Here is a 16,285-nt window from a genome sequence, read left to right on the forward strand (position 1 = left end):
GCGCTGCCCGGTGCTGGTGCCGGCGGCGATCGTCGACCGCCGCCGGCGCAGCCGTTCACAGCATGCGGGACGACCACAGCAGACTGAACGCGCCCGCGCAGAGCGCCAGCAGCAACGCCACCCCGGCGTACCACTGGGTCACCTCACGCGGCTCGGTGCGGAACCCGATCGAGCTGCCCATGTCCTGATAGACCTGCTTCAACTCGCTCACCGAGGCCGCCTCGTAGAAGTAACCCTCGGTGGTCTCGGCCAGCTCGGCGAGGGCCATCCGGTCCACCGGCACCCGCTGCAACTGCCCGCCGATGTCGACCTGGCCGGTGTCGGTGCCGAAGGCGATGGTGGAGACCGGAACGTTCGCGGCCTGCGCGGCCGCCGCCGCCTCCTCCACCGCCCGACCGGAGGTCCGGAAACCGTCGGAGAGCAGCACGATCCGGGCCGGCGGAATACCCGCCGCGCCATCGGCCGGCACCGACCGGATCGCCTCCAGGCAGGTGAACACCGCCTCGCCGGTCGCGGTCGCCTCGGCCAGCACCAGCCCGTCGATGGCGCTGGTCACCGCGTCCCGGTCCTTGCCCGGCGGCACCAGCACGTTGGCCGCCTTGGCGAACGACACGAGGCCCAGGTTGTAGCTTTCCGGCAGCTCACTGACGAACTGCTTGGCCGCCTCCTGGGCCGCCTCCAGCCGGTTCGGCGCCACGTCGTCGGCCTGCATCGACAACGACACGTCGATGGCGAGCATCACCGTGGCCCGCTCCAGCGGTTCCTTGGTGTCCACAGCGGGACGGGCCAGCGCGGTGGCCAGCACCAGCAGGCAGAGCAGGAACGCAGTCGCCGGGACGTGCCGACGCCAGCCCAGGCCCTTCGGCGCGACGGTACGCAGCAGGTCCACATTGGTGAACCGCATCGCGTACGCCCGGCGGTGCAACTGCCGCCAGACGTAGAACGCGGCGAGGGCGAAGACCGGCAGCACGGCCAGCAGCCACCACGGTTGCAGAAAACGGATCATCGTGTCGTCCCCCGGGTACGCGCGTGCCGCTGCGCGGCCACGAATCGCACCATGTCCAGCAGCCAGTCTCGGTCGGTACGCAGACGCAGGTGGGCCGCGCCGGCGCCGCGCAGGGCAGCGGCGATCATGGCCCGTTGGGCGGTGGCGGCCTCGGCGTAGCGCTGCCGCAGCCGCGGGTCGGCGGTCTGCACCTCGTGCAGCTCGCCGCTCTCCGGGTCGACCACCGGCAACACGCCCACGTCGGGCAACTCCAGCTCACGCGGGTCGACCACCTCGATCGCCAGCACGTCGTGGCGGACGCGCAGCTTGCGCATCGGCCGCGCCCACTGCTCGGCCGGCGCGAGGAAGTCCGAGACCACCACGGCCACCCCGCGACGGCGGGGCGGACGGTTGAGCATCTCGATCAGGGCGCCCAGATCACCACGGCCGGGCTGGATGGCGGTGCCGGCGACGGCACGCAGCAGGCCCTGCGCCTCCTTGCGCCCGGAACGGGCCGGCAGCCGGGTGAGCACCCCGGGCCCGGCCGGCGGTGGTACGCCCCGCCAGCGTCGGGTCGGGGCGGACACCCCGCCACCGGTGCCGATCACGGCGCCGATCCGGTTACCTCCGCGCACGGTCAGGTGGGTGATGGCAGCCGCGGCAGCCACCACCACCTCCCGTTTGAGCCACTGCCCGGTGCCGAAGTCCAGGCTGGCGGAGAGGTCCAGCGCGAGCCAGGTCTCCAGCTCCCGGTCGGCGACCGTACGCCGCACGTGCGGTGTGGTGGTCCGGGCCGTGACCGGCCAGTCCATCCGGCGTACGTCGTCGCCGGGGCGGTACTCCCGGGACTCACCCGCCTCACTGCCCGGTCCGGGCAGCAGGCCGGCGTAGTCGCCCTGGAGCAGACCGTCGAGCTTGCGGGTGACGAGCAGCTGAAGCCGGGACAGCACGGCTTCGCTACGGTCGGCCAGGGGGGCCGGACGAGGGGTGGGTGAGGTCACGGGCGCTGCCCGGGCCAGCCAGCGCCCGGCGGCGGCGCGATCGACGGCGGGGTGGCCTGCTGCCGGGGAGCGACCGCCGGGAGCGGAATCGTCGACATCACCCGCTGCACGATGTGGTCGGCGGGTACGTCGTCGGCGAGCGCGTCGTAGCTGAGCACCAACCGGTGCCGCAGGATGTCCGGCGCGATGTCCTGAACGTCCTGCGGCAGTGCGTAGTCACGCCCGCGCAGCAACGCCAGGGCACGGGTGGCCCGGACCAGACCCAGCGAGGCACGCGGGCTGGCCCCGTACTGGATCAGTTGCGCGACGTCGGGCATGCCGTGCTCGGCCGGGGCCCGGGTGGCCAGCACCAACCGGACCGCGTAGTCGACCAGGGCATTGTGGACGAAGACCTGGTCCGCCTTGCGTTGCAGGGCGATCAGCTCCGGGGTGTCGAACACCGCGGTCGGCTCGGGCGCGGCCACGCCCATCCGGTAGACGATCTCCCGTTCCTCCGCGTCGGTCGGGTAGCCCACCACGATCTTCATGAGGAACCGGTCCCGCTGCGCCTCCGGCAGCGGGTAGACGCCCTCCTGCTCGATCGGGTTCTGGGTGGCCATCACCAGGAACGGGTCGGGAACCCGGTGGCTCTCCCCACCGATGGACACCTGCCGCTCGCTCATCACCTCAAGCAGCGCGGACTGCACCTTCGCCGGCGCACGGTTGATCTCGTCAGCGAGCAGGAAATTGACGAAGACCGGCCCCAACTCGACGTCGAACTTCTCGCTCGACTGCCGGTAGATCCGGGTGCCCATGATGTCGGCGGGCACCAGATCCGGGGTGAACTGGACCCGGGCGAAAGACCCACCGACGACCTTGGCGAGGGTCTCCACCGCCAGGGTCTTGGCCACCCCGGGCACGCCTTCGAGCAGGCAGTGACCTCGGGCGAGCAGCGCGACGAACATCCGCTCCACCATCCGGTCCTGCCCGACGATCACACGTTTGATCTCGAACAGGCCCTTCTCCAGCAGGGTGGCGTCCTGCGCTGGTGTGGTCACCGGGGCGGGTGCCGCTCCGTTCGGCGTCGGGGCGTCGGGCATGGTCGGCTGGGCCACCGGTCCTCCACAGCGTTTGTCGGTCGTCGCGGCTCGTGCGGTATCAAGACTCGCACGCCTTGCTGAGTGTCGAGGGAGGGAGAAGCCGATTTCGGGCGCGCCGTCCCCGGCAGCCGATTCGCACATCTCGGGTGTGCACATACCGGCCTGCCGCGTGTACGATTCACCCCGTCGCCGGGCGGCTCCCCCCGTGGTCGCCCGGCGCTCAAGCTTCCGTCCCGCCGCCCTAGACTGGCCAGGATGAGCACCCCCTCCCCCGCCGACGACGCCCTGATCTGTTCGGCCCGGGGCTGCCGGTCCGTCGCCGTCTGGGCGCTGGAGTGGAACAATCCCCGCCTGCACGACGCCGATCGGCGTAAGACCTGGTTGGCCTGCGCCGGGCACCGGGGCAGCCTCGGTGACTTCCTCGACGCTCGAGGCTTCCTGCGTGCCGTCACTCCGGTGCCCGGATCGCCTACGCTCGACGTGTGAGCGGCGACCCTCCGGCTTCCCCCGGCCCCACCTCCCCGTCCTGGCCGCCCACCCCGGCCACCGCACCACCCGGCGTCGACCCGCCGCCCGGCGCGTTCCCCGCACCCGGCACGCTCGGCCCGGAGCCCACCGCGCCGGATGTCTCGACGCCCGCCCCGCTGCCACCGGGTGCGCTGCCACCCGGTCACCGGCCGGCACCCGCCGCCGACCAGCGCCCACCCGACCTGCCGCCTCCCGGCCTCCTGCCGCCCGACTCCGGCGCGCTGATGACGGCCGCGCCGGGTGCTCGGGGTCCGCTGGAGCCCTGGCCGGACACTGTCAACTGGCAGCCGATCTCCACCGACCTGATCTGGGTGGAGCTGATCCGGCTGGCGATCGTGGTCGCCATCGGGCTGGCGGTGACCGGCGTCGCCTGGGCGTTCAGCGGCCACTGGTTGTTCGGGCTCGCCGTGGCCGTCGTGCTGGTGCTCGGCGCGTGGCGGGCCATCGCGATCGTCCGCGCGGTCCGGGCCTGGGGGTACGCCGAGCGGGAGAACGACCTGCTGGTCCGGCACGGGCTGCTGGTGCGCCGGCTCTCCATCGTGCCGTACTCGCGGATGCAGTTCGTCGACGTGAGCGCCGGGCCGTTGGAGCGCGCCTTCGACCTGGCCACCGTGCAGCTGCACACGGCGGCGGCGGCGAGCGATGCCCGGGTGCCCGGGCTGCGCCCGGCGGAGGCGTCCCGGCTGCGCGATCGACTCACCGCGCTCGGCGAGGATCGGGCGGAAGGGCTGTGAGCACCCACGCGGGCAGCCGCCGACCGCACCGAGGGCCGCTCCGATGAGCGACGGGCCCGCCGAGCCGAGCACCGTGCCGCCCACCGGCCCGACACCACCGGGGCCGCTGCTGCCCGCTGGCACGGCTCGTGATGGCGCGACACCGCCTGGACGGGTGCCGCCTGGCGCGGCAGCTGATGGGCCGGTGCCGCCCGGGGCGCCCGCGCCGTGGCCGGCACCACCGGGTGGTGGCGAGGGCGAACCCCGGCAACGACTGCACCCGCTCAGCCCGGTGCTGCACGGCGCCAAGTCCCTGGTCGTGGTGATCGCCGGGCTGTCCTGGTCGACGCTGTCGCGGGTGGGCTTCGGCTGGTTCGCCGCCATGGTGGCGGTGCTGGCGCTCGGCGCGACAGTGCTGTCGGTCATCAGCTGGTACAACACCGGCTACCACGTCGTCGGCCGGGAACTACGGGTGTACGAGGGGCTGCTCTGGCGGCGTACCCGGGCCATCCCGTTGGAACGGTTGCAGGCCGTCGAGGTGGTCCGACCGCTGCTCGCCCAGCTCACCGGCCTGGCCGAGCTGCGCCTGGAGGTGGTCGGCGGAGGCAAGACCGAGGCGCCACTGGCGTACCTCGGGGTGGGCGACGCGGCAGTGCTGCGGGAACGTCTGCTGGTGCTGGCCGGGCGGGTGGCGCAGCAGCCCGTACCCGGCGACGCGGCGGCCCCGGTGGCCCCGGGTGCGACGGTGCCCCCGGCGGCCGTACCGGGCCGGTCACTGCACGCGGTGAGCAACCAGAACCTGCTGATCAGCCAACTGCTCACTCCGCAGGCGTTCCTGCTCCCGTTCGGTGTGGCCTTCGTCGTGGTGCAGTTCCTCACCGCCGGTTCGTGGTCGTTCGTCGCGGTGGCGAGCACCCTGACCGCGATGGCGGGTGTGCTGCTGCAACCGATCCGCCGCGTCCTCGACGACTGGAACTTCCGGCTGGCCCGCGACGGCGGCACGCTGCGGGTGCACAACGGCCTGCTGGAGACGCGGGCGCAGACCGTGCCGCTGGAGCGGGTGCAGACCGTGCGGGCCACCTGGCCACTGTTGTGGCGGGTGAAGGGCTGGCTGCGGCTGCGGCTGGAGGTGGCCGGTTACTCCGTCGCGGAGGCCGACGACCGTAACCGGCCCGACCGGCTGCTGCCGGTCGGCGACCTGCCGACGGCGACGATGATCGTCGCCGAGGTGCTTCCCGGGGTACGCCTCGACGCTCTCGCGCTGAGCCCGCCGCCGCGCCGGACCCGTTGGCTGCACCCGCTGGGCCGTGCCGCGTTCGGCGCGGGGCTGTTCGAGCGGGTGTTCGCCACCCGGTCGGGGCGGCTCACCCGGCAACTGGTGATCGTGCCGTACGCCCGGATCCAGAGCGTGCGGGTGGTCCAGGGGCCCATCCAGCGCCGTCTCGGGTTGGCCACCGTGCACGCGGACACGGCGGGCGGCTCCGGTGCCACCGCCCAGGACCGCGACCTGGCCGAAGCCTGGGCCCTGGCAGCCGACCTGACGACAAGAGCCCACCAGGCCCGCACCACCACCCCCCAACCCTGACCCCGCCCCTCCCAGCCCTCCGTTCCCCCCTGACCGCCTGTTGATCAAGAGGTTCGCGTCAAGAATCGAGCACGCGGTGACGCAAACCTCTTGATCAACCAGGGCGGGGGCGGGCCTTGGGTGGGTCAGCGGTCGGCGGGGACCGGGGTGTTCGTGGTGGTGGTTTCCGGGCCGCGTGGGGTTGGGGGCTCCGGCTCGTTGTGCGGGGGGTCGGGGGGTGGTTGCGTTCCGGCCTTCGGGTGGCGGACACGCCACGCCGCCCAGCCGCGCTCCGCCAGACCGACCACCAGGAAGGTCAGCCCCACGTAGGCCCAGCCGACCAGCACGTCGATCACGTAGTGCTCACCCGAGTAGACCAGGGTGAAGGTCATCGCCAGCGGGTACGCGAGCAGCAGCGGCCACCAGCGACGACGGGTGGCGGTCAGGAAGAACAGCACCACGAACAACGCCCAGGCGGTGTGCAGCGACGGCATCGCGGCGACCGGGTTGGAGGCGATCTGGCCGGCGTTGAGGACGTTGCCGGCGCCGTGCATGCCGAACGCCTTCCAACCCCGGGTGGAGATCCGGGCGACCTCGGTGAGCAGGCCGTTCTGCGCCGCCCACCAGGGCGGGGCCGCCGGGTAGATGAAGTAGGTGACCAGGCCGGCCGCGCAGAGGAAACCCCACCGCCGCATGTACGCGGCCCAGCGGTGCCGATCGCGCAGCCAGAGCACCGCGGCGGCGGCCAGCGCCACCACGAAGTGGGAGAAGTACACCCAGCTCGCCGCGATATCCCACCAGTGCACCTGCGGGTGGTAGAGGTGCTGCTGCAACCAGACGGTGGGCACCTCACCGCCGGTGGCCCAGCCGAACATGAACCGGTCGGCGACGATCAACTCCATCGCGTGCGGCGTAGCCCCGTTGTCGGCGAACCCGCGCGAGAGGTTGTAGATCACGAACAGCAGCACCACCGGCACCCAGTCCCGGGCGAAGCGCAGGTGGCTACGCCACGGCCGATCGCTGTTCCAGGCGATGGTCGCCAGCCAGATCCAGACGAAGGCGTACGCCGGGTCGGTGGGCAGCCCGATGGCCAGCCACGCGGCGACGAACGCGACCGCCCAGACGGTCATGGCGACGACGCGCCGACGACCCCCGTCCGGGGACGCGGGCGGGTCGGTCCGGGCGGGGGGCTGGGGGTCAGTCGCGACGGCCATCGGGGTCAAGGTTAACGACGGGTACGGCATCGACCGACGGGGACCACCCGTTGCGCGTCCGGGGGTGGTCGCGTGCGGATCGTCGGGCGCGTGCTCGACGGGTCCAGCGAGCACCTAGGCTGACGACCATGCAGGAGCAGCCCGAGCCGGCCTTCGCGCCGGGTCTGACCGCCCAGGTCGAGTTGACCGTCACCGACGCGGACACCGCCCAGGCGGTCGGTTCCGGGGACGTACCGGTGCTGGGCACCCCCCGGGTGCTGGCGCTGGCCGAGGCGGCCACCGTCGCGGCGACGGCGACCGGGATGCCGCCCGGTTCCACGACAGTGGGCACCCGGGTCGAGTTGGAGCACCTGGCGCCGACAGTGGTCGGCCGGACGGTCCGCGCGCAGGCGCTGCTGGCGACCGTCGACGGTCGCCGGCTGTCGTTCGAGGTCACGGTCAGCGACGGTGACCAGACGGTGGCCCGGGGCCGGGTGGACCGGATCCTGGTCGACCGGGGCCGCTTCGTCGAACGGGCCGGGCGGGCGTCGTGAACGCCGCTTTCGTCGAGGTCGCCGACCGGGTACACGTGCTGGCCGAACCGCTGCTGCGGGTCAACGTCACACTGGTCGTCGGCGACGATGAGGCGCTACTGGTGGACACGCTCTCGTCGGCCGCCCAGGCCACCGAACTGGCCGCGGCCGTCCGGGCGGTCACCGACCGTCCGCTGACGCTCGTCAACACCCACCACCACTACGACCACTGCTTCGGCAACGCCGTCCTGGCCGGCGACCCACCCCGCCCGGTGTACGCGCACGAACTGGCCGCCGCCGCCCTGCGCGAGGAGCCGGAGCGGCTGCGCCGGGAGGCGTACGAGGAGGTGCGCACGGAGCACCCGGCGCTCGCCGCCGAGCTGGCCGACACCCCGCTGCTCGCTCCCACGCACACCGTGCACGTCGAGACGGTGCTCGACCTGGGCGGTCGACAGGTGCTGCTGCGCCACCCCGGGCGGGGGCACACCGAGGCCGACCTTGTGGTGCACGTGCCGGACGCCGACGTGCTGGTGGCCGGGGACCTGGTGGAGCAGAGCGGCCCGCCCGCCTTCGAGGACTCGTACCCGTTGCGGTGGCCGGACGCGGTCGCGGACCTGCTGCGACTCACCACCGCGCGCACTGTGGTGATCCCGGGCCACGGCGACCCGGTCGACGTCGACTTCGTCCGGGCCCAGCACGCGGAGCTGGCGAAGCTGGCCTGGCTGATCCGGGCCGCGCACACCGGCAGCGCCCCGCCGGAGCGGGTGGCCGCCGAGGCCCCTTTCGGGGCCCGCCCGGCCCTGGTCGCCGCCCAGCGCGGCTACCTGGAACTGAACGGCACGGCCTGACGGCCTACACCGAGGTGCGTCGCCACTGCTGGTTGGTGCCGGTGCCACACGTCCACTGCACCGCGCGGGCACCGTCGGTGGTGGCGGAGTTGAGCACGTCGAGGCACTTGCCGCTGTGCCGGGCGACGAGCTGCACGTAACCCGTGCCGAGGTCCTGCACCCGCCACTGCTGGTTGGTGCCGCCGTTGCAGGTCCACTGGGTGACCCGTACGCCGTCGGCGGTGGCGCCCGCGCCGCCGTACACGTCGAGGCACTTTCCGCTGTGCGCGCTGACCACCGTCTGGTAACCCCCACCTGCGTCCTGGAACCGCCACCGCTGGTTGGGCTGACCGTTGGCGGCCCACTGCACCACCTCGGCACCGTCGGTGGTCGCGCTGTTGTTGACGTCCAGCAGCTTGCCGCTGTGCCGCGCGGCGAGGGTGTACGCGCTCGGCACCGGCACCGTGGTGTCCGGGGCGAGCCGGTACAGCCCGGCGCCGTGGGCCGGGAGCGACCGGGTGAGGGTCCCGGTCGCCGTGCCGAGGGCCGCGCCGGACCACAGGTCTGTCACGGCGGCCGACCCGATCCCGAGGTCGGCGAGGTTCACCGACACCTGCGCCGCGCTGCTGTCCCTGTTGAACAGGGCGACGTACCGGTGGTTGCTGCCCGGCACGTCGGCGACCCACACCTGCCGGCTGCCACCGTAGAGCTGACGGTTGTTCGCGCTGTTCTGGTTAACTCCCAGAACCGCAGCGTTGGTCATCAACGCCAGCTCGGCGGCGCGGTTCTCGACCAGGTTGCCACCCCACATCAGTGGCGCACGGTTGATCGCCCACAGTGACATCAGGGTGCGCTGCTCGTCCGACGTCAGGTTGGAGTATCGCGGCGAACCAACCGGCCCGTACTTGGAGAGCCGGCCGATCGGGATCATGTCGGCGTCGGGCCAGGCGCCGGTGGCGCGGTACGGGGTCCAGTTGCGCAGTTGGTCGAAGAGCGCGTCCACTGACGACCAGTTGTCCCACAGATCGTTGACGATCCGCCACATGTGCGCGTTGGCCTGGACGTGTGCGCCGCTGGACAGCGAGGTCGGGCCGGGCGAGAGGCTCAGCACCATCGGTCGGCCGCTGCGCTGGATGGCCGTCCGGTACCCCTCGACCTCCGACTGCCGGTACGTCGGGGCGGCGATGTCGTCCACCTTCACGTAGTCGACACCCCAGGACGCCAGCAACTGGAACATCGAGTCCAGGTAGGTCTGCGCGCAGGGGTTGGACATGTTCAGGCCCCACATGAGGTTGAGCCAGGCCGCGGTGGTGGTGTTGTTGATCTGGTTGGCGCGGCAGGTGGTGCCGAGGATCGGGACGTTGTCGGCGACCGCCTGGCGGGGAATGCCCCGCATCAGGTGGACGCCGAACTTCAGCCCCTTCGCGTGGACGTAGTCGGCGAGCGGCTTGAACCCGTTGTCACCGGCGGCGGAGGGGAACCGGGTCGTGTCCGGCAGCAGCCGGCCGTTGGCGTCCATCCGGAGCCGGGGTTGCAGGTTCGCGTCCTGGTTGGGGCTGTTGTTGTGTTGACCGGGGTAGTACCAGGCCCAGTCGATCACCACGTACTCCCAGCCGAACTGCCGCAGGTTCGTGGCCATGTAGTCGGCGTTGGCCCGGACGTCGGTCTCGGTGACCCGCCAGTTGAACGAGTCGTAGCTGTTCCACCCCATCGGCGGGGTGTCGGCCACCGCGTTGTCCCACGCGGCGGCCCGCTCGGGCGGGTGGGCGACGACCATCCCGGCAGCCACGAGCAGCATGACCAGTAGGGCCGCAACGTGGCGGAACGCCAGAGGTACCAGAACCACCCGCATCAGAACCTCCCCGACGACGCCCACGTTTCCATCGCGCTTCATCGATGTTAACGTTCACAAATCCCCGAGGTCAACCCTCCCCCCGCCCCCACGCTCCCGCCCCGCCCGAGCGCGCGATCTTGCACTTTCTGCGGGGCGAAAGGAGGGCACATCTGACGAAACGTCAACAGAAACTGCAAGATCGACGCCGGGGAAGGGGCGCGGGGGCGGGGGGCGGGGCGCGGGGTTGGGGTTGGGGTTGGGGTTGGGGTTGGGGTTAGGTGTTGAAGCGGTTTTGTACTGCGGTGCGGGTGGGCATGGCGGTGGCGCCGCCCGGGGATTCGCAGACCAGGCCGGCCACCCGTAGCGCGAAGGCCACCCGCTCGGTCCAGCCCGACGGGCTGTCCGGCTCGCCGTCGACGAGCAGGTCGGCGATCAGCGCGGCCATCACCGAGTCACCCGCGCCGGTGGCGTCGATCGCGTTGACCTTGGGGGCCGGCACCCGGACCGGGTCGGCGTCGGCGGCAGCCAGCACCGCACCGGCCGCGCCGAGCGTCACGACCACAGTGGCCGCCCCCAACTCACGCAGGTACGCCGCCACCCCCTCGACCGGCTCACCGGGGTAGAGCAGCACAGCGTCGGCTGCGCTCAGCTTGACCAGGTGCGCGCCGGCGGCGAACTCGGCCACCACCTCGCGCAGCCCCTCCAGCGCGCCCGGCCCGTTCAGCAGCCGGGGACGTACGTTCGGGTCGAAGACCCGCAGGCCGGCGGCGAGCGACCAGGCACGGCGGGCGGCGGCGAGCGTAGCGGGTCGGAGCAGCACGATCGAGCCGCAGTAAAGCACGTCGGCGCCCTCCAGCAACGCCAGGTCCAGATCGTCGGGACCGAGCAGTCCGTAGGAGGCCGGCTCGCCGTAGAAACGGAAGTCCGGCTCCGGCCCGGCGTACGTGACCACTGCGAGCGTGGTCGGCGCCGGGACCGTGATCGCACCGGCCACCCCGACGTCGGCCGCGGTGAGGAAGGCGCGGATCCGGCCGCCCAGCGCGTCGTCACCGAGCGAGCCGACGAACTGTGCCGCACCGCCGAGGCGGGCCACCCCGACGGCGACGTTCAGCGGCCCGCCGCCGATGGCCTGCCGATAGACCCGCTCCCCTTCGAGATCGCTGTCGAGCAGGTCGACGAGCGCCTCACCGAGCACCACCGCGTATCCCATGCCGATCCTCTCGTCGTCGCCACCGGCCGCCGATCGCCGAGCCGACCTCCGTGGCACCAGGCTGGCACAGCGCACGGCCCGTTGGGCGCCGAAGGCCGCGCACCGACGGGCGCGCTACCCCGGCTGGTGGATTGGCCCGTCGAGTACCGCGAGGGGGCGACCGGTGCCGCCCCACCGGGCCGCGACGATCTGCGCGGCCACACTCACAGCGGTCTCCTCGGGGGTACGACCACCGAGATCCAACCCGATCGGGGAGGCGAGCCGGGCGAGCTGCGCCGGGCTGAGCCCCGCCTCGCTCAACAGCTTGTGTCGCTCGTCGTGGGTACGGCGTGAGCCCATCGCGCCCACGTACGCCAGCGGGTGGCGCAGCGCCAACTCCAGCAACGGCACGTCGAACCTGGGGTCGTGGGTGAGGACGCACACCACCGTCCGCTCGTCGAGCCGATCGGCCGCCAACTCGGTACGCAGGTAGCGGTGCGGCCACTGCACCACCACCTCGTCCGCCTCGGGAAAGCGCCGCGCGGTGGCGAAGACCGGCCGGGCGTCGCAGACGGTGACCCGGTAGCCGAGGAACGCGCCGATCCGGGCCACCGCGGCGGCGAAGTCGATCGCACCGAAGACGATCATCCGGGGCGGGGTGGCGTACGCGGTCACGAAGAGGCTGACGCCGCCGCCTCGGCGCTGCCCGTGGTACCCGTACCGGAGCATGCCGCTGTGCCCGGCGGCGAGCAGCCCGAGGGCGTCGGCGCTGGCCGCGTCGTCGAGCCGGTCGTCACCGAGCGAGCCGACGGACCGCTGGCCGGTCAGCACGAGCCGCCGGCCGAGCCGCCGGGCGGGGTCGGTCGGTGACCTGCCGGCGTCGGCGGGTGGATCGTCGTTGGCGTCGGCGGCCACGCAGGTGACGATCGCCGCCGGGTGGCCGCCGCTTCGGGCTGCGGCGACCGCCTCCAGCGCCGGCAGGGCGCTCGCGTCGACGCGCTCCACGAACACGTCGAGGATGCCGCCGCAGGTCAGGCCCACTGTGTACGCGTCGTCGTCGCTGATCCCGTAGCGGCACAGCTCGGGTTGGCCGGTGTCCAGCACACGGCGGGCCCGTTCGTAGAGATCGGCCTCGACACAGCCGCCGGAGACGCTGCCGATGACCGTGCCGTCGGTAGCGACCACCATGGCGGCGCCGGGTGGCTGCGGGGCGGAGTGCCAGGTGGCCACCACGGTGGCCAGCGCGACTGCCTCGCCGTCGCGGCACCGGCGGTGCACCTCGTCGAACACGTCCGGCACCGGCGGCCGCCTCCCCGTCCCCGCTCCCCGTACGCAGGATATGACGTCCAACGACGACCGGCGGGTCTTCTCATACATCGAGGAATGACTATTGCGCTCGGTCGCTGCGGCGTGGTGGGATGACGCGTACCGGGCGGTGCGAGGGCTGCGGCGCCGCCGGTTGCCGGGTTGGTTAGACGCGAGGGCACCGGTCCAGGACAGGACCGTCGACGGCGCACGTCCACCGGCTGTTTTCCGCCGGGGCACGTCGCCGTGATCGTCGCACCGCTCACGACAGCGGGGCGATCACGCCACATCCCACCCGATTGCGGCGGGGCGGCTCAGCCAGCGCCCCTCGCGAGTCAGGAGAACCTGTGAACCGTTCCCGTATGGCCGCCTTGCTCACCGCGGCCATGACCCTCGCGCTCGGCGCTGTCGCCCTGGCATCCACTCCACAGCCGGCCGCCGCGCACGGCGCGGCGATGACGCCCGGCAGCCGCACCTACCTGTGCTGGCAGGACGGCCTCAGTACGACCGGTGAGATCAGGCCGACCAACCCCGCGTGCTCCGCCGCCGTGGCCCAGAGCGGGACGAACTCCCTCTACAACTGGTTCAGCGTGCTGCGCTCCGACGCTGGCGGCCGGACCACCGGCTTCATCCCGGACGGGCAACTGTGCAGCGGCGGGGCCACCGGTTTCCGCGGCTACGACCTGCCCCGCACCGACTGGCCGCTGACCCACCTGACCGCCGGGGCACGGTTGGACTTCAAGTACAGCAACTGGGCGCACCACCCGGGCACGTTCTACTTCTACGTGACGAAGAACAGTTGGAGCCCGACCCGGGCCCTGGCCTGGAGTGACCTGGAGGAGCCGTTCCTGACGGTGACCAACCCGCCGCAGCGCGGCTCGGTCGGCAGCAACGACGGGCACTACTACTTCAGCGGCAACCTGCCCTCGGGCAAGAGCGGCCAGCACATCATCTACTCCCGCTGGGTCCGCTCGGACTCACAGGAGAACTTCTTCGGCTGCTCCGACGTGGTCTTCGACGGTGGCAACGGCCAGGTGACCGGCATCCGGGGTGGCACGACGTCGCCTACCCCCACGCCGACCACGCCGACGCCGGGTCCGACCGACCCGCCGCCGACCACCACCCCGCCGCCGGCCGGTGGCGCCTGCACGGCCAGCTACAAGGTGTCGGGCTCCTGGCAGGGTGGCTTCCAGGGCGATGTCACGATCACGAACAACGGCAGTTCGGCGTTGTCCGGCTGGACCGCGAGCTGGACCTGGCCCAACGGGCAGGCGATCAGCCAGATCTGGGGCGCGACACAGACGTCGTCCGGCTCGTCCGTGACGGCGACAAACGTGGCCTACAACGGCACTATCGCGCCGTCGGGGACCGCGACGTTCGGCTTCCTGGCCAGCTCCACAGGAACCAACGGCGTCCCCACGGTGAGTTGCGCCGGGCGCTGAGGCCCCACCCCGGCTAGATGATCAAGAGGTTTGCGTCACCTGGAGCAACTCGGGTGACGCAAACCTCTTGATCATGTTGGAGACGTTGGGCCGGGTCAGCGGACCATGGAACCGACCACCGGCTTCGTGAGCAGGGCGGACTGGTTGCGCTGGATACCCGGGTCGAGGGTCTTGGCCACGAAGATCGCGTGCCAGATGCAGAAGATCAGCACCGTCCACACCTTGCGGGAGTGGTCGGCCTCCTCCCGCTTGTGCTCGTCGAGCAGCCGCAGCGCGTACGACAGGTCCAGCAGGTCACCCGCGCCCGAGGTGCTCAGCACGTGCCGGGCCCACTCGTACATCTCGCCACGCAGCCAGACCCGAGTGGGGGTCGGGAAGCCCAGCTTCTTGCGGTTGACGATGGCTGGCGGCACGACACCCTGCAACGCCTGACGCATCGCGTACTTCGTGGCGTCGGAGCGCGGCGGCAGCTTCAGGTCCACCGGGATCTTCGCCGCGACGTCGAACACCTCACGGTCGAGGAACGGCACCCGCACCTCCAGCGAGTGCGACATCGAGATCCGGTCGGCCTTGACCAGGATGTCGCCGCGCAGCCAGGTGTAGAGGTCGACGTACTGCATCTTGGTGACGTCGTCCAGCTCGGTGCACTCGGCGTAGATCGGGGCGGTGACGTCCGTGTAGCGCACCGAGGGGTCGTAGCGGCGCATCAGGTGCTGCTTCTCCTCCTCGGTGAACATCCGGGCGTTGCCGTAGTAACGCTCCTCGATCGGGGTGGTGCCGCGCTCCAGGAAGCTTTTGCCCTTGACCCCCTGCGGAATCGCCTTGGAGACCGCGCGCAGCCCTTTCTGCACACCGCCGGGCAGACCGTTGACGCTGCCCAGCGACAGCGGCTCCCGATAGATCGTGTAACCGCCGAAGAACTCGTCCGCGCCCTCACCGGAGAGCACCACAGTGACGTGCTCGGCGGCCTTCTTCGCCACGAAGTAGAGCGGTACCAGCGCCGGGTCGGCCACCGGGTCGTCAAGGTGCCAGACGATCTTCGGCAGCGCGTCGATCATGTCCTGCGGACCGATCTTGGTGGGGATCGTGGTGACGTCGAGGTGCCGGGCCGAATCCTGGGCGACGTCGATCTCCGAGTAACCCGGCACGTCGTAGCCGACGGTGAAGGTCAGGATGTTCGGGTTGAACTCCCGCGCCAGCGCCACCACCGCTGTGGAGTCGATGCCACTGGACAGGAACGAGCCGACCGGCACGTCGGAGCGCATGTGCATGCGCACGCTCTCCCGCAGCGTCTCGCGGATCTCGTGGTAGAGCCTCTGCTCGTCGTCGACCGGCGCCGGCCGGAACACCGGCCGGTACCACCGGCGTACGTCGATCCGGCCGCCCGGGGTCCAGTTCAGGTACTCCCCGGAGCCGATCCGGCTGATGCCCTTGTGCAGGGTGCCGGGCTCGGGGACGTACTGGAGGGTCAGGTAGTGGCTCAGGTTCGCCGTGTCGACGCCCGCGTCGCCCTGGTAGTTGCTGTGCGCGAACGGCAGCAGCGCCTTCTTCTCCGAGGCCAGGTAGAGGCCGTCGGCGGTCTCCAGGTAGTGCATCGGCTTGATGCCGAAGTAGTCGCGGGCACCGAACGCCCGCCGTTCCTGCCGGTCCCAGATGACGAAGGCGAACATGCCCCGCAGCCGGGTGAGCACCTGCTCACCCCAGAAGTGGTAGCCCGCGACGATCACCTCGCCGTCACCGGCGGTGGCGAACTGGGCACCGAAGTTTCTGATCAACTCCTCGCGCAGCTCGATGTAGTTGTAGATCTCGCCGTTGAAGGTCAGCAGGTAACGGCCGTTCGCGTAGGGCAGTGGCTCGTGGCTCGACGCGACGTCGATGATGGCCAGCCGCTTGTGGGCGAACACGCCGTCCGCGTACCGGCCGGAGGCGTCGCCGACCACCTCGACCCCTGTCTCGTCGGGGCCGCGGTGGTGCAGGCATTCCAACGCTCCGGCGATGTGGTCGCGATGCGCTGCGGCGTTGCCGTTCGCGCTGAAGAAGGCCAGAAGTCCGCACATGGTGGCCATCTTTCCACGCGCGCTGTCGGCCCTTG

14 protein-coding genes are annotated in these 16,285 nt (G+C 71.6%); 6 read left to right on the forward strand and 8 right to left on the reverse strand.

The genetic code is table 11. The features are described 5' to 3' along the window. Window positions 1-55: 55 nt before the first annotated feature. The 3 genes from AB0B68_RS15665 to AB0B68_RS15675 are packed head-to-tail and all read right to left on the reverse strand — an operon-like array spanning window position 56 to window position 3,080. Complete coding sequence (locus AB0B68_RS15665; RefSeq protein WP_238682141.1) at window positions 56-1,006, reverse strand: VWA domain-containing protein; 951 nt, start codon at window positions 1,004-1,006, stop codon at window positions 56-58. Continuing rightward, window positions 1,003-2,004, reverse strand: coding sequence for a DUF58 domain-containing protein (locus AB0B68_RS15670; RefSeq protein WP_357260633.1), 1,002 nt, complete (start codon window positions 2,002-2,004; stop codon window positions 1,003-1,005). The genes AB0B68_RS15665 and AB0B68_RS15670 overlap by 4 nt, the downstream gene beginning before the upstream one ends. Then, a complete protein-coding gene (locus AB0B68_RS15675; RefSeq protein ID WP_196924350.1) occupies window positions 1,983-3,080 on the reverse strand; it encodes a MoxR family ATPase in 1,098 nt (365 codons plus the stop codon). The genes AB0B68_RS15670 and AB0B68_RS15675 overlap by 22 nt, the downstream gene beginning before the upstream one ends. Before the next feature lie 240 nt (window positions 3,081-3,320). Between AB0B68_RS15675 and AB0B68_RS15680 the strand changes: the two genes are divergently transcribed. From AB0B68_RS15680 to AB0B68_RS15690, 3 genes are all read left to right on the forward strand, one after another. After that, a complete protein-coding gene (locus AB0B68_RS15680; protein WP_357194432.1) occupies window positions 3,321-3,551 on the forward strand; it encodes a hypothetical protein in 231 nt (76 codons plus the stop codon). A 266-nt stretch (window positions 3,552-3,817) separates the two neighbouring features. Further along, the gene (locus AB0B68_RS15685; protein WP_357260636.1) at window positions 3,818-4,327 is read left to right on the forward strand and encodes a PH domain-containing protein; all 510 of its coding nucleotides are present in this window, start codon (window positions 3,818-3,820) and stop codon (window positions 4,325-4,327) included. 43 nt (window positions 4,328-4,370) lie between these two features. Beyond that, window positions 4,371-5,891 carry a PH domain-containing protein gene (locus AB0B68_RS15690; RefSeq protein WP_357260499.1) on the forward strand — a complete coding sequence of 507 codons (1,521 nt, stop codon included), beginning with the start codon at window positions 4,371-4,373 and terminating at the stop codon, window positions 5,889-5,891. Between the two features lie 125 nt (window positions 5,892-6,016). On the opposite strand, the gene AB0B68_RS15695 is transcribed toward AB0B68_RS15690, so the two are convergent. Then, window positions 6,017-7,084 carry a phosphatase PAP2 family protein gene (locus tag AB0B68_RS15695; RefSeq protein ID WP_357260502.1) on the reverse strand — a complete coding sequence of 356 codons (1,068 nt, stop codon included), beginning with the start codon at window positions 7,082-7,084 and terminating at the stop codon, window positions 6,017-6,019. 128 nt (window positions 7,085-7,212) lie between these two features. Here AB0B68_RS15695 and AB0B68_RS15700 point away from each other — a divergent pair, with 128 nt between their 5' ends. Both AB0B68_RS15700 and AB0B68_RS15705 read left to right on the forward strand, forming a co-directional pair. Continuing rightward, entirely contained in the window at window positions 7,213-7,617 is a 405-nt protein-coding gene (locus tag AB0B68_RS15700) for a hotdog domain-containing protein (RefSeq protein WP_030488289.1), read from the forward strand. Next, complete coding sequence (locus AB0B68_RS15705; protein ID WP_357194441.1) at window positions 7,614-8,444, forward strand: MBL fold metallo-hydrolase; 831 nt, start codon at window positions 7,614-7,616, stop codon at window positions 8,442-8,444. Before AB0B68_RS15700 ends, AB0B68_RS15705 begins: the two co-directional genes overlap by 4 nt. A 4-nt stretch (window positions 8,445-8,448) precedes the next feature. Here AB0B68_RS15705 and AB0B68_RS15710 read toward each other — a convergent pair whose 3' ends face one another. From AB0B68_RS15710 to AB0B68_RS15720, 3 genes are all read right to left on the reverse strand, one after another. Next, window positions 8,449-10,275 carry an RICIN domain-containing protein gene (locus tag AB0B68_RS15710; protein WP_357260505.1) on the reverse strand — a complete coding sequence of 609 codons (1,827 nt, stop codon included), beginning with the start codon at window positions 10,273-10,275 and terminating at the stop codon, window positions 8,449-8,451. A gap of 256 nt (window positions 10,276-10,531) precedes the next feature. Continuing rightward, window positions 10,532-11,467 carry a carbohydrate kinase gene (locus tag AB0B68_RS15715; protein ID WP_357260508.1) on the reverse strand — a complete coding sequence of 312 codons (936 nt, stop codon included), beginning with the start codon at window positions 11,465-11,467 and terminating at the stop codon, window positions 10,532-10,534. 114 nt (window positions 11,468-11,581) lie between these two features. Then, window positions 11,582-12,745, reverse strand: coding sequence for an XdhC/CoxI family protein (locus tag AB0B68_RS15720; RefSeq protein WP_357260511.1), 1,164 nt, complete (start codon window positions 12,743-12,745; stop codon window positions 11,582-11,584). A gap of 368 nt (window positions 12,746-13,113) precedes the next feature. Here AB0B68_RS15720 and AB0B68_RS15725 point away from each other — a divergent pair, with 368 nt between their 5' ends. Next, a complete protein-coding gene (locus tag AB0B68_RS15725) occupies window positions 13,114-14,193 on the forward strand; it encodes a lytic polysaccharide monooxygenase (RefSeq protein ID WP_357194476.1) in 1,080 nt (359 codons plus the stop codon). Window positions 14,194-14,288: 95 nt separating this feature from the next. Here AB0B68_RS15725 and asnB read toward each other — a convergent pair whose 3' ends face one another. Then, window positions 14,289-16,250, reverse strand: a complete 1,962-nt coding sequence (asnB, locus tag AB0B68_RS15730; protein ID WP_357194453.1) for an asparagine synthase (glutamine-hydrolyzing) — start codon at window positions 16,248-16,250, stop codon at window positions 14,289-14,291. Window positions 16,251-16,285: the final 35 nt, after the last annotated feature.

It is taken from the genome of Micromonospora sp. NPDC049049 (assembly GCF_040649115.1).
GTDB lineage: Bacteria > Actinomycetota > Actinomycetes > Mycobacteriales > Micromonosporaceae > Micromonospora.

Bases quoted from the DNA above. Each gene is read 5' to 3' on its own strand.
- AB0B68_RS15665 (WP_238682141.1), bottom strand. From the start codon at position 1,006: ATGATCCGTTTTCTGCAACCGTGGTGGCTGCTGGCCGTGCTGCCGGTC.
- AB0B68_RS15680 (WP_357194432.1), top strand. From the start codon at position 3,321: ATGAGCACCCCCTCCCCCGCCGACGACGCCCTGATCTGTTCGGCCCGG.
- AB0B68_RS15685 (WP_357260636.1), top strand. From the start codon at position 3,818: ATGACGGCCGCGCCGGGTGCTCGGGGTCCGCTGGAGCCCTGGCCGGAC.
- AB0B68_RS15690 (WP_357260499.1), top strand. From the start codon at position 4,371: ATGAGCGACGGGCCCGCCGAGCCGAGCACCGTGCCGCCCACCGGCCCG.
- AB0B68_RS15695 (WP_357260502.1), bottom strand. From the start codon at position 7,084: ATGGCCGTCGCGACTGACCCCCAGCCCCCCGCCCGGACCGACCCGCCC.
- AB0B68_RS15700 (WP_030488289.1), top strand. From the start codon at position 7,213: ATGCAGGAGCAGCCCGAGCCGGCCTTCGCGCCGGGTCTGACCGCCCAG.
- AB0B68_RS15710 (WP_357260505.1), bottom strand. From the start codon at position 10,275: ATGCGGGTGGTTCTGGTACCTCTGGCGTTCCGCCACGTTGCGGCCCTA.
- AB0B68_RS15715 (WP_357260508.1), bottom strand. From the start codon at position 11,467: ATGGGATACGCGGTGGTGCTCGGTGAGGCGCTCGTCGACCTGCTCGAC.
- AB0B68_RS15725 (WP_357194476.1), top strand. From the start codon at position 13,114: ATGGCCGCCTTGCTCACCGCGGCCATGACCCTCGCGCTCGGCGCTGTC.
- asnB (WP_357194453.1), bottom strand. From the start codon at position 16,250: ATGTGCGGACTTCTGGCCTTCTTCAGCGCGAACGGCAACGCCGCAGCG.